The 12,324-nt window shown below is 55.5% G+C and carries 13 protein-coding genes; 3 read left to right on the top strand and 10 right to left on the bottom strand.

All coding sequences use genetic code 11. The features are described from left to right. Positions 1 to 211 precede the first annotated feature (211 nt). From FIU95_RS19140 to FIU95_RS19095, 10 genes are all read right to left on the bottom strand, one after another. Positions 212 to 1,324, bottom strand: a complete 1,113-nt coding sequence (locus FIU95_RS19140; RefSeq protein WP_152455593.1) for an AI-2E family transporter — start codon at positions 1,322 to 1,324, stop codon at positions 212 to 214. A gap of 80 nt (positions 1,325 to 1,404) precedes the next feature. Continuing rightward, on the bottom strand, positions 1,405 to 2,115 hold the full coding sequence (locus FIU95_RS19135) for a D-Ala-D-Ala carboxypeptidase family metallohydrolase (RefSeq protein ID WP_152455591.1): 711 nt from the start codon (positions 2,113 to 2,115) through the stop codon (positions 1,405 to 1,407). 3 nt (positions 2,116 to 2,118) lie between these two features. Next, on the bottom strand, positions 2,119 to 2,811 hold the full coding sequence (locus FIU95_RS19130) for a hypothetical protein (RefSeq protein ID WP_152455589.1): 693 nt from the start codon (positions 2,809 to 2,811) through the stop codon (positions 2,119 to 2,121). A gap of 215 nt (positions 2,812 to 3,026) precedes the next feature. Then, positions 3,027 to 4,574: a phosphoenolpyruvate carboxykinase gene (locus FIU95_RS19125; protein WP_152455587.1), complete on the bottom strand. Its 1,548-nt coding sequence runs from the start codon at positions 4,572 to 4,574 to the stop codon at positions 3,027 to 3,029. A 280-nt stretch (positions 4,575 to 4,854) separates the two neighbouring features. Further along, complete coding sequence (gene hslO, locus FIU95_RS19120; protein ID WP_152455585.1) at positions 4,855 to 5,733, bottom strand: Hsp33 family molecular chaperone HslO; 879 nt, start codon at positions 5,731 to 5,733, stop codon at positions 4,855 to 4,857. Between the two features lie 119 nt (positions 5,734 to 5,852). Then, positions 5,853 to 6,290, bottom strand: a complete 438-nt coding sequence (locus FIU95_RS19115) for a DUF4124 domain-containing protein (protein ID WP_152455583.1) — start codon at positions 6,288 to 6,290, stop codon at positions 5,853 to 5,855. A gap of 28 nt (positions 6,291 to 6,318) precedes the next feature. Continuing rightward, a complete protein-coding gene (locus FIU95_RS19110) occupies positions 6,319 to 7,809 on the bottom strand; it encodes a serine protease (protein ID WP_152455581.1) in 1,491 nt (496 codons plus the stop codon). 88 nt (positions 7,810 to 7,897) lie between these two features. Further along, positions 7,898 to 8,275 carry an RNA-binding S4 domain-containing protein gene (locus FIU95_RS19105; RefSeq protein ID WP_152455579.1) on the bottom strand — a complete coding sequence of 126 codons (378 nt, stop codon included), beginning with the start codon at positions 8,273 to 8,275 and terminating at the stop codon, positions 7,898 to 7,900. 45 nt (positions 8,276 to 8,320) lie between these two features. Then, the gene (yrfG, locus tag FIU95_RS19100) at positions 8,321 to 9,001 is read right to left on the bottom strand and encodes a GMP/IMP nucleotidase (RefSeq protein ID WP_152455577.1); all 681 of its coding nucleotides are present in this window, start codon (positions 8,999 to 9,001) and stop codon (positions 8,321 to 8,323) included. An 80-nt stretch (positions 9,002 to 9,081) separates the two neighbouring features. Then, a complete protein-coding gene (locus FIU95_RS19095; protein ID WP_253868747.1) occupies positions 9,082 to 9,756 on the bottom strand; it encodes a lysoplasmalogenase in 675 nt (224 codons plus the stop codon). 301 nt (positions 9,757 to 10,057) lie between these two features. On the opposite strand from FIU95_RS19095, the gene cysK reads away from it, so the two are divergent. From cysK to FIU95_RS19080, 3 genes are all read left to right on the top strand, one after another. Continuing rightward, positions 10,058 to 10,975, top strand: coding sequence for a cysteine synthase A (gene cysK, locus FIU95_RS19090; protein ID WP_152455575.1), 918 nt, complete (start codon positions 10,058 to 10,060; stop codon positions 10,973 to 10,975). Between the two features lie 37 nt (positions 10,976 to 11,012). Beyond that, the gene (gene cysQ / locus FIU95_RS19085; RefSeq protein WP_152455573.1) at positions 11,013 to 11,852 is read left to right on the top strand and encodes a 3'(2'),5'-bisphosphate nucleotidase CysQ; all 840 of its coding nucleotides are present in this window, start codon (positions 11,013 to 11,015) and stop codon (positions 11,850 to 11,852) included. Between the two features lie 105 nt (positions 11,853 to 11,957). Then, a complete protein-coding gene (locus FIU95_RS19080; protein WP_152455571.1) occupies positions 11,958 to 12,149 on the top strand; it encodes a hypothetical protein in 192 nt (63 codons plus the stop codon). The last annotated feature ends 175 nt before the right edge of the window (positions 12,150 to 12,324 follow it).

Below are 12,324 nucleotides of genomic sequence, written 5' to 3'. Positions count from 1 at the left end.
TCTGGCAAAATTGGCGTCTAATCTATTGCCATTGTGTGCCTCACATTAGTATATGACGCTTATATGGCTAAGACCTGCCGCATCTTCCATCTTTACCAAATATGACTGACCAGTGCTCACGCCATGAGTCAGATCAAAAAATGTTCGAAAGCGCTGCAGTAAACCGAGTTCAGGTTTCGACAACGCGGTTAAAAAAGAAAGTGATCTCAAATTACTCGCTATCTTTCTTTGGTTGCATCAGCATATCGTTGCCTTCGGGTTTAGGTGGCATCAGCATATCTTCCGGGTGGACAAACTCCCGCATAAAGATTTCCCAGAAAGCGAGGAACAATGCGGCTAGCAGGGGGCCCATGGCGAAGCCACTGATGCCAAACAGTATCAGGCCGCCCACGGTGGAAAACAGCACCAGGTAATCTGGCAGCTTGGTATCCCGCCCTACCAAGATGGGGCGCAGCAAGTTGTCCACCAGGCTGATTACGGTAAATCCGTAGGCCAGTAGTATGGTGGCCTTGACCGGCTCGCCAACCCCATACAGATAGATCGCTGCAGGAAACCAGATCAGTGCTGCACCAACGGCGGGCAGTAATGATAATAGGGTCATCAACACACCCCATAACAGGGGGGCGGGCAAATCGAGTACCCAGAAAATAATGCCGCCCAGGCTACCCTGGGTAATTGCGACGACCAGGTTGCCTTTAATAGTGGCCCGGGTGACTTCGGCAAACTTAGCCAGTAGCAGGTGCTCACGCTCATCACCAAGTGGCAGTGCGTGAATAATCAAGTTGACCAGCCTCTCCCCGTCGCGAATTAAAAAGAAAGTGAGGTAGAGCATCAGGCCGAGCATGACAAAAAAATTGACAGTGTTCTGTCCCACTTCTATTGCGTTTTTTGCAATAAAACTGCCGGCATTCATTACCCCGCCAAGTAAACGCTTCTTGGCCTCGTCGATATCTACACCGATGCCCTCAAGGAAGTCGTTAACGCGCGGAAAGGCGCTGCGCACCTGTTCTAGGGATTTAGATACATCGATTTGTCCCTCCTGCACCTTCTGATAAAGCGTTACCGCTTCATTGATAAAGGAGGTGGCGACCACCAATACTGGTATCACCAATAACACGATGCACATAAAAAGGGTCAGCAGCGCCATGGAATTGGGAGAACTGGGAAAGCGCTGCATTAATAGGCGGTACACGGGATAAAAAATCAGGGCGATAGCACAAGCCCAAAAAATTGGTGTGAAGAAGGGCTTAATCAGTACCATAAAAGCCACTGACACCAAGATCAGCGAAAGAATAAATGAGCGCCTTTCTAATTTTTCCTGCACTGGAACTCCCTCTACTTCTGCAAAGCCCTGTGGTATCGGGCGCCTAAATTGCGATCTATCTAAGCAGAAGCAAGGGGGATTTACCAGCGCCTGTAACCACAGGTGTCTACATGAAAGCGAATACCTTTATAAATGCCCAGCCCCATATTCCATTGTTTGCCTTTGTGTTTGTGGATATCTCTCAGGACAGGAACTAATTGTTCGCGGCTGAATTTTTTCTGCGGCACTATATCCAGGCCGCAAAAGCGCAAATGCTTACTGCCTTTGGAACCGCCGGCCTTGCTGTTGTAGCTGGTGGTACGCCAGCCGGAGACTACGGTAACGGGGCCGATGCGTGGCACTATTTCCCGTTGCAGCACCCTCAGGGTGTAAATCATTAATCCCCAGTTTTCCACTGGTGGAATAGCGAAGGCAGGTTCATCCAGATCCCGCCAGTCGCTGCCCTGGCGCAGGAGTTCAAAGGGGGCTACCACTTGGTCCACCCGATTGATGTGCAGGTAATTCTTTAGCTTGGCAAATAGAGCCTGGTTTTCCTTCTGCTTGAGAAAGCGGCTAAAGACCCGCTCTGAGGCTGCAGGGTATCCCTGGATATCGTAAACCTCAGGGGTTCCCGGTAGTGGCAGGAGTTCGATGGGACTGAGGATTCGCTCGCCCAAATCGCGCGTTTTCTCCGAGGTGAATAGCAGCGCAATCATAATGGCGATCAGCAGCAGCCCACCTAGAAGGAGTAGCCAGCGGCGCCGGGTTCGAGAGATGCCTGATTGACGATTACTGTTGTCTTGTATAGCCATGCTTCAATCCACCAGTTGCCATGAGCGATAGCCACAGGTATCGATATGGAAAAGTAGTCCTTCACCGAGACCCAGGCCGAAATTGCTTTCTGGTCCCAGGCGCGCGTGCAGGGCTTGCAGCTCTTCCACAAGTTCACCGTGGCTGATATGGGATGTTGGAATCAGGTCGAGGGCGCAGAACGCCCGGTGACGGGATTTATCGGTGTGCTCCAGCTCGCGGTTATAGCTGTCATTGCGGAACCCGGTGACCACCGCGACCGGGCCGATCAGAGGCACAATCTGCTCCTGCAGTAGCTTTAGGGTGGCGACTATTTTGGGCCACTGATCTTGCGGGGGGAGAGAGAAGGGGGGCTTCTCAATTTCCAGCCATTCGCTACCTTGGCGCAAAAGATCACTTACCGCAGTGACTTCGCCTATTCCCTGGCTCCGCAGGTAGTCACTGAGTGCCTGCACCCGTGCACGGTTGTCGTTACTGCGCAAAAAACTCTCGAAACTCTCTTCGCTGGCAATGCGATAGCCGCGAGTTTCCACATAGGGTTTTTCCTGCGACTTGAACCACAGCCACAACCACAGGGCCGCTAGCACGCCAGCAAGTAGCAGGGTCAGGCTGGCTACCACAACAAAGTTGGTGCGCCGGCCGGGAGGCTGGTGGGGGTAGAGTGTCCTGAAGCGAGTAAAGGAATTGCCTTCAGACATGGGGTGCGGCTACAGCTCCGAAATTTGGCCTGAGACGTGTAAGTCTGCGCACGGACGTCTATTTCGTCGGCGCTTCTTTAAACACTATAGCCGCAAAAATCGACACTCTGCTTAAATGCCGCTTCGCTTAAGGAAAGGCGAATAAAAAAGCCCCGCTACCTTGCGGCAGCGGGGCTTTTTTGTGCTTCTACTAAAAGAAGGCTACTTAAAAAGCATTAGGCCTTGGGGCCGGCACTTTTCACTTCATCGCTGACATTGAATTTTTCAATGTTTTCGGCGAAGAGCTTGGCCAGCTTACCTGCCTGGTCGTCGTAGGCGGCCTTGTCTTCCCAGGCTTCGCGCGGGTTCAGGTAGGCCTTGTCCACGCCCGGTACTTCCAGAGGAATATCCAGGTTCAGGGTTTCCAGGTGCTCGGTGGCAGCGCCTTCTAAGGCGCCGCTCTGGATAGCGGCTACCACAGCGCGGGTAACCGGGATCGGGAAACGCTTGCCGTTGTCGCCAGAGCCGCCGGTCCAGCCGGTGTTCACCAGGTATACCTTGGAGCCGAAGTCCTCAATACGCTTCATCAGCAGGTCCGCGTACTCACGGGGGGCACGGGGCATAAACGGAGCGCCGAAGCAGGTGGAGAAAGTCGGGTGAATACCGGCCTCTGCACCCAGTTCGGTAGAGCCAACGCGCGCGGTGTAACCGGACAGGAAGTGGTATGCCGCAGCCTCTTTGGAGAGGATGGATACTGGGGGCAGTACGCCGGACACATCGCAGGTGAGGAAGATAACGTTCTTCGGCTCGCCGGCGCGGTTCTCCAGCTGGCGCATTTCAACGTGCTCCAGCGGGTAGGAGCAGCGGCCGTTCTCGGTGAGACTGGTGTCACAGTAGTCGGCGGTGCCGTTTTCGTTGGTCACAACGTTCTCGACGATAGCGCCGAAACGGATAGCGTCCCAGATTACCGGTTCATTCTTTTGGCTCAGGTCGATGGTCTTGGCGTAGCAGCCACCTTCCATATTGAATACTGCACCCTTGGTCCAGCCGTGCTCGTCATCGCCGATCAGGTAGCGGTCGGGGTCTGCGGACAGGGTGGTCTTGCCGGTGCCGGACAGGCCGAAGAACAGGCAGGTATCGCCGTCTTCGCCAACGTTGGCGGCACAGTGCATGGGCATAACGTCTTTTTCCGGCAGGAGGAAGTTCTGCACGGAGAACATTGCCTTCTTCATCTCACCGGCGTAGCGCATACCCGCCAGCAGCACACGGCGCTGGCCGAAGTTGATGATAACGCAGCCTTCGGAATTGGTGCCGTCGCGCTCAGGCTCACACACAAAGTTAGGCGCGTGCAGGATGCGCCACTCTTCCTTGCCCTTGGGGTTGTACTTCTCGGCGCGGATAAACATGTTGCGGCCGAACAGGTTGTGCCAAGCGGTCTGGGTGGTTACGACAACCGGCAGGTAGTGATCTTCGTCCTGGCCAACGTGCAGCTGCTGTACAAAGCTGTCGGCGCCGGCGACAAACGCTTCTACGCGGTCCCACAGGGCATCGAACTTGTCCTGCGGGAAGGGGCGGTTCACATTGCCCCAGGCGATACTGTCGGCGGTGGAGGGTTCTTCCACAACAAAGCGGTCCGCCGGGGAGCGGCCGGTGCGGGCACCAGTTTCAGTGACCAGCGCGCCGGTGTCGGAAAGTTTGCCCTCGCCGCGCGTAAGAGCCTGCTCTACCAATTGTGCTGGTGAAAGGTTCTTATAAACCAGCGCGGTGTCGTCGATCTGTGCCATTCGTCGATTACCCGTGAATGTTGGATAGTAAAAAAATTAGGGCCGCCCAAGTATTAGACAGCCAGGCAAAATTAGGGGGGCGCATTATGGCAAAATTCAAAATAAGCGGGTAGCAAATACGATCACTTTTTGCGCTTTGACAGCGCTGTCATTGCAAATTAGAGCGTTTTAAATTCATATAATCTATGTAGTATTTTTACCCTATAGATTGTATGAATTTTTGTGCGAAAAAGAGGGTGTCACCGGCGGCGGAGAGAGCTCCCCACCGGCAACGATTTCTCTAGTGCAGGGTATGGGGCGGGGCATTGAGCAGGGATTCGACCTGCTCCCGATCAAAGCGGTACTGCGCGTTACAGAACTGGCAATCGGTGACAATTTCACCGTTCTGCTCTTCCAATAATCGGTAGACGTCCTCGGCGCCGAGGGAAACCAGGGCACGGGCGCTGCGCTCCCGCGAGCAGCTGCACTTGAAGCGGATACTGTCGGTGCCCAGGGTGGCCGGTTTCAACTGGTGGAACAGGCGGTGAATCAGCTCATCGTGGGGTACATCGTACAGCTCCTGGGCGGTCACGGTGTTTGCCAAGTGCAGAGCGGTTTCCCAGGCGTCGTTATTCTCTTCGGCACTGGCGGCATTATTGCCGGGTAATACCTGCAGCATTATGCCGCCCACGTTGCTGCCATCGCACTCCAGCCAGAAGCGTGTCTCCAGCTGTTCCGATTGGGCAAAGTAATCCTCCAGACACCCGGCCAGGCTGCCCTTCTCCAGAGGCACCACCCCCTGGTAGCGCTCCCCGCGCTTGGGTTCCAGGGTGATGGCGATGACGCCGCGGGGGCCGATCATGTCCATCAGACTGGCGTCCTCGCTGATTTGTGCGCCCTCGGCGATACGGGCTATGCCGCGCAGATCGCTGTGGTGGGTGCACTCGGCCATAATCATCGGCACATCGCCCTCACCGCGGGCCTGCAGGCTCAATATGCCCTCGAACTTCAGGGTAGTGGAGAGCAGGCAGGCGGCTGCGAGAAACTCTCCCAGCAGATGCGCTACCGGAGTCGGCAGTGGATTGTGCTTGAGCACTTCGCGGTAGGCGTCGGTGAGGGTCACCATCTGCCCGCGAATATCGTGTTGGGAGAAGATAAAGCGTTCCAGCTGATCGGACATAGATCGAGTGCCTCGGTATTAAAACCGCGGGATTTTAGAGGTGGATATGTCTAAATGGTAGCCGGCCCGGACAATTATGGCGCCGGCAAGCGGGATGCCGGCGTTGGGGATGGTGCGCCTCAGCCGCAGCGGCGGGCGATCTCCTGCTTGAGCTTCTCGGCCATCTGCTGGCGCTCGCGCTCTGAATAGCGTACCTCCTTGCCATTCTTGTCGATAAAGGCCACGCGCCCGTTGATCGAGCGCAGGCGTTGACGAGCATTGCTGCAAATGCGCTGCTGTTCCTGCTGCTGCGCACGTTGTTCCTTTTGCTGACGCTGTTGGTACTCTCGCTCGGCGGTATTGGCTTTAGAGGTGATCAGACTCCGCTGAACTCGAGTGGCCTCAGCGGCATTGATCGGGCCCAGTTGCCCGGAGATATCCTGGGCCTTGACCTCTGCAGGTGGGCGGTCACTGAAGTGTACCCGCCCATCGGCATCGACCCAGCGGTAGAGTTCACCGGCACTGGTGCTGGCAGCCACCAGCAGGCTGCCGAATAGGATTCCTCTCAGTTGTTTCACGGCTTCTCCCTAGCCCATACTGCGGGCCTTACTCCTCTTTATTGGCCAGTCTACTGAACAGCCCCTGCGAGTGGCGCTGGGGTATATGGTAAGTCTGTAGAATCAGCGGCTCCTGTTCCTGGGCTTCGGCGTGATCCAGCACCATGCGGTAGCCGGAGCGGTCGCGCAGCTCCACAAAGTTTTCTTTGTTGGTTTCCATCAGCTGCGCAAACTCATCGAAGTCCGCGACGTTGTGGCCATTCACCGAATCGATAATCCAGTTCTTCCAGTCGTGGTAACCCAGGTTGACGTTGGCGGGCAGCACCTTGAGGGCGACCACCAGCTCGCGCCGGCTTTCTTCGCCCCACTGGTTGCGCGCATAGAGATAATCGATTGGCGCTTTGGAGTGCCAGCTCTTGCCCCAGCGCTTGATAAGATTCATGTTCAGAGGCACGAAGACCACGCCGCCATAGATGTAGTAGCGCGGTTGTCGGTCGAACTGTTCACCCACCACAAGGGCGCGTGAGGGCGGTGCGGCCGCTAAGGCCACTTGTGCGGTCTGCTCTTCGCCGTTGCGGGAGAAACGGACCGGCAGTTTGTCGCCGACATGGTGGCGGTCTACAGCGTAGTGGTAATTGGTGCGCTGGTTCTCGCGCCACTCTACGGTGCGATCGGCGGCGACCTCGAAGCCATCCACTTCGAGCAGTACGTCGCCGGGCTGGAAGATCTCAGCGGCGGGGGAGTCGCTAAAGACCTTGACGATCATGGCGCCGTCCTGGTCTTCATCGAGACCGGCCGCCTTCTTCATGGAAGGGCTCTCCAGGCTCTGGGTGACCACGCCCAGCTCGGGGAAGCCCTGGTGCTCCCCGTCTTCGGAGTCTTCGAGTACGTGGGCGATTACGCTGGGAGGAACGAAGTAACCGAGGTTTTCGGCACTCTGGTTGGTCTGCATGGCCACACCGACAATACGCCCGCCGGAGATCACCGGGCCGCCGCTATTGCCGGGGTTGATGGCCGCATCGATTTGGCCGGCCATCAGGAAGCTCTCGGCGTGGGCGTAGTACTGATGTTCCACCCTGGACAGCACGCCGCGGGTAATCGACAGGGATTTGCCGCCGATGGGGTAGCCGTACACGGTGACCTCTTCCTGCAGGTCTGGCAGTTTGCCTAGCGTTAGGGGGCGGGTGTCATTGAAGAAGTTGTCGTCGTCCACGGTGAGCAGGGCCAGATCCGCATCGTGAGAGATAAACTTTACGCGGGCGCGGAATTTCTTGGCATCGCCATGGCGCTGAACCTGAATAAAGCTGCCATTGGCGACCACATGGGCATTGGTGAGTATCTGCTTGTTGCGGATTACCGCACCGGAGCCGGACAGCTGCTTGGGGTTCAACAGCGCCCAGGGATTGAAGTAATCCGGAGCAGCGGCTGTGGTGTAAATCTTGATAATCGAACGCTTGAGTTGCTCGTGTTCACGGCTATCGGCGAGGGCCGTCTGCACTCCGAGCAAAAGCAGCAAAGAGATGGCAATCAGTCGTTTCATCGTGGCTGTTTTCTATCGGGTTAAGTGGGGGCAGTTTAGCAGCTATAGATAAAAATGGCGGAAATTTCACCAATTTTGTCATTAGCCGCTACTCCTGTTCTCGCAGGAAGCGGTGAATCTGGCGGCGCTGTTTTTTATTGGGACGCTCGCGCTGGATTCCGGCATTGGCCGCCTGGCGCTCATTGCGCTCCTTTTCGCGTCGGGCAATGCTGTCCTCGGTCTCGCGGTAGAGGGTGCGGGCGACCTCGGCGCCGCGGCGCTGGTCAGAGAGGTCGATAACCTCCACCTCAATCAGGTCCCAGCCCTGACGGATGCTTAAGAGCGCGCCAACGGTGAGGTCCTTACTGGCTTTGACCCTGTGTCCATCGGCGTGCACCTTGCCGCCTTCGATGGCCTGTTTGGCGATGCTACGGGTCTTGAAGAAGCGTGCGGCCCAGAGCCACTTGTCGATACGTACTTTTTCCATCGAATTCTGTTGGTCAATATGAACTTGGGGCCACGTTATACGGGCTTATTGTTGCTGCGCTTTGTTGTTGGGTTGCAGCGACATAATTTCGTCGAAGTGGTGAATCGCCGGGAAGTCGCTGATCTCTCGTTTGGGTCCGCGGCTGTCCGGTTGGCGGATGCACAGCAGGTGGGCGATGCCGTAATCCTGTGCGGCGGTCAGTACACTCTGGTTGTCGTCCACAAACAGGGTGCGCCCGGGGTCGAAAGCCACTTCCTCGCGCAGGGCATGCCAAAAGCACTCACTCTCCTTGGCGTGTCCATAATCATGGGAGGAGATGATGTCGTCAAACCAGTGCTCGAGGCCGGTGATTTGCAGCTTGTGATCGAGCCCGTGGCGGTGTGCATTGGTGACCAGGTAAGTGGGTTTGCGCAGCTGCCGCAGCCCTTGCAGGAAGGCTTCAGTATGGGGGCGCAGGGCAATGCGCTCCTCAATCTCGCGCAGTATCGCGAGGATATCCAGCCTCAGGGTTTCCGCCCAAAAATCCAGGCAGTACCACTCCAGGGTGCCGCGGCGCGCATCAATTTCCCGCTGCAGTTCCACCTGGGCCCGCTCGGGGTCGAGGCCGTGTACCTCGGCGTAGCGTTTGGGCAGGTGGTCGAGCCAGAAGTGGTTGTCGTAGTGCAAATCCAACAGGGTGCCGTCCATATCCAGCAGCACGGTATCGATACTTCGCCAGTCGAGCATGGGGCCTGTCTACCTCTCAGTGGTGGGGTGGGAAGCCAAAGTGTAGTCCTCCCAACTTATCCCCAGTATGAAGGTTGGCATTATGCCTGGGCGCGACGTATGCCGTACAGGATGACAACCTGAGCGCCGTAATAGGTGAGCATAATCGCCGTATCGGCCAAGGGTAGTGGAGCAATAAATTTGTTAACGGCGATCAATGCGTCGGACAGCATGAAAGTGAGTGCACCCGCGAATAGCAGCCCGGAATTGCCTCGGTGAGCCCCGGCGCCAAGGGCCATGGCGACAATGGCCAGCAAGTAAAGAAGCACTGCTGGCGCCAGCTCTCCCGCCGCGGGAAGTATCCAACGGGCCAGTCCTACCGCGACCAGAATCACCGGTAGGATACGTATCAGGCTGCGGCGATTGCGGAAGTCGGCAAAACGCAAGAAATTAGCCGCGTAAAGGAGTTGTGCCACCAGAAAGGCGCCCAGTCCGAAGATAAACTGCTGGGCAAATGTCATTTCCAACAGCACATCGCCGAGTGCGGAAAAAGCCAGGGCCGCCAGTGTCAGGCTGCGGCTGAGCCCCTCTAGATGGCGCATGGCCATCATGGCGAGTATGGCGATTGGCAGTGCTTTCAGCGAAGCCATCCACAGCCCTTGAATCGCCAAACCATCGAGCAGCATAAAAAGGGTTGCAAAGAAAAAAAATGCGCCGGGTAGAAATTGGCTTGTGTGGGCCGCACTGTGGGCATTGGTGTTCATATTGGGATTCATAACAGCGCCTTTATTATTGATTTTATGGTTAGCCGAAGGAGGGGCCAGCCATTCAATGTGGCACAAAGACGTGTTGCCACCAACCGAATTTCTGTAGGTTCGCTATTCTGTGCGAATATTTCTCGGGTGAAGAATAGAAGACTGGTTGTTATTTCCCAGGCAACTAACCAGCTTTACTGCTCTTGGATTTTTACCTTGATCTCTTGGGGGGGTGCACATCTGGGTTACTATTTGCGCACAGAAAATTATTTGTCGGCAGGCCACTGTCTGCCGGGAGAGTCAATAACGGAGAGCTTCATCGATGAAGGCAGCCAATATTCTGGAAACCATCGGCAATACCCCTCATGTGCGCATCAACCACCTGTTCCGCCCGGATATCGAGGTGTGGATGAAAGTGGAGCGCTTTAACCCCGGCAGCAGTATCAAGGACCGTATCGCCCTGTCGATGATCGAAGATGCCGAGCGCCGCGGCGCATTGCAGCCCGGTGGTGTGATTATCGAGCCGACCTCCGGCAACACCGGCATTGGTCTGGCCATGGTAGCGGTGGTGAAGGGCTACCGCCTGATTCTCACCATGCCGGAATCCATGTCGATGGAGCGCCGCCAAGTGATGAAAGCCATGGGTGCCGAGTTAGTGCTCACTCCCAAGGAGCAGGGCATGGGCGGTGCAATTGCCAAGGCTGAGGAACTGCTGAAGCAGTATGAAAATAGCTGGATGCCACAACAGTTCTGCAACCGCGCTAATGTTCAGGTGCATCGCGAGACTACCGCCAAAGAAATCCTCGCAGATTTCCCAGAGGGACTGGATTACTTGATTACCGGTGTCGGCACTGGAGGCCATATCACCGGCTGTGGTGAGGTGCTAAAAGAATCCTTCCCAAAGCTGCAGGTCTTTGCTGTTGAACCGGAAAAATCTCCAGTGATCAGCGGTGGTGATAAAGGGCTGCACCGCTTGCAGGGAATTGGCGCCGGATTTATTCCGGAAGTGCTGAATACCAAGATGCTCGACGGCACTATTTTGGTGAGCGGAGAGGATAGCTTCGATATGACGCGCCAATGTGCCCAACGGGAGGGGATTTTTGTGGGCATTTCCTCCGGCGCCAGTCTGGCGGCATTAAAAAAACGTGAGGGCGAGTTCGCCCCAGGCAGCCGTGTGCTGATTTTCAGTTATGACAGCGGAGAGCGCTATCTATCTGTAAAAGATCTTTTCCCATCTTAAGGCCTTATACTCATCAGCTGAAAATAAGGGAGTTTTAATGAATAAGGCATTATTGGAGCAGGTGATTGCTATCTGCAAAAACGCCGGTGAAGCAATCCTGGAGGTTTACCACAGCAGCGCTGAGCTGGAGGTGGATACTAAAGCGGACGACTCGCCGGTGACAGCTGCCGACCTGGCGGCCCACAAAATCTTGGCGCCGGCTCTGGCGCGATTGATTGAGGGAGTGCCGGTATTATCCGAAGAACAGGAAATGCCGTCATTTGCCGAGCGCAGCCAATGGCAGCGTTACTGGATAGTGGACCCGCTGGATGGCACCAAGGAATTTATCCGCCGCAACGGCGAATTCACGGTAAATGTGGCTCTTATTGAGAATGGCGAGCCCGTGTTGGGGGTAGTGCATGTACCGGTACTGGATATCACCTATGCCGGTGGCAAGGGCGATGGTGCCTTTAAACGCACCGAATCTGGGGATACCGAAATACGCGTGCGCCCACTGAAGCCGCGTTTGGAGGCAGGCGAAGCGGTGGAACTGGTTGCCAGCCGAAGTCATGGTGCCGGTGCCGTGGATCAATTGGTAGAGCGTATCGAATCCAGGCTTGGTGCGGTGGCTTGTAAAAATATGGGTAGCTCTCTCAAACTGTGTCTGGTGGCTGAGGGGGATGCTGATCTCTACCCGCGACTCGCGCCCACTTGTGAGTGGGATACAGCCGCGGCCCAGGCGGTGGTTGAGGCGGCTGGTGGCATCGTGGTGGACGATTCCTTCAAGCTATTGCGTTACAACCGTAAAGACTCATTGCTGAATCCATTTTTCTATGTAATCGGTGATGCATCTTACGACTGGCAGGATTTGCTCATTGCAGAGTCCCCAGTGAACTAAGCGTGCCTCGCCCCCACTTTGGTGGGGGCGAAAATTATTCTCTTCCTTTATTATTATCTACACAAATTTTTCACCAGCGTAAAAGGCCGGACCATGCCTCTCCAGGTGAGTAGCAAAGCGCTCGATCCCAGTGAAATTCGCTGTTTGCGCAGAGAGCTGGAGCAGGAAATTGCCTGGTTACAGCGACAACAAGAAGCTTTGGCAGATTCCGAGTCGGAAAATCAACAATCCCTGCGGCGCACACTAGATGGCATGATCTTTTCCCGCCGGGCGCTTCTCGGAAGAATGCCGCGCTAATCTTCCTGTCAATCTCACAACATATCGTTTTTATATCTTTCAACAGCAATCGTATTTTATCCATTCCTCTAATACGTACTTCAGGAAAATGTGCAATTCCCCGTAATCTATTTCAATTTAAATTCAGAAAATTAATCCGAGTATGAATGGTTTTCTCTTTATATTTTCTCTGGTT

The organism is Microbulbifer sp. THAF38, from assembly GCF_009363535.1.
Taxonomy (GTDB): Bacteria; Pseudomonadota; Gammaproteobacteria; order Pseudomonadales; family Cellvibrionaceae; genus Microbulbifer.
Note: the sequence above shows the minus strand (reverse complement) of the source record. Positions and strands in the feature narration are given on the sequence as shown.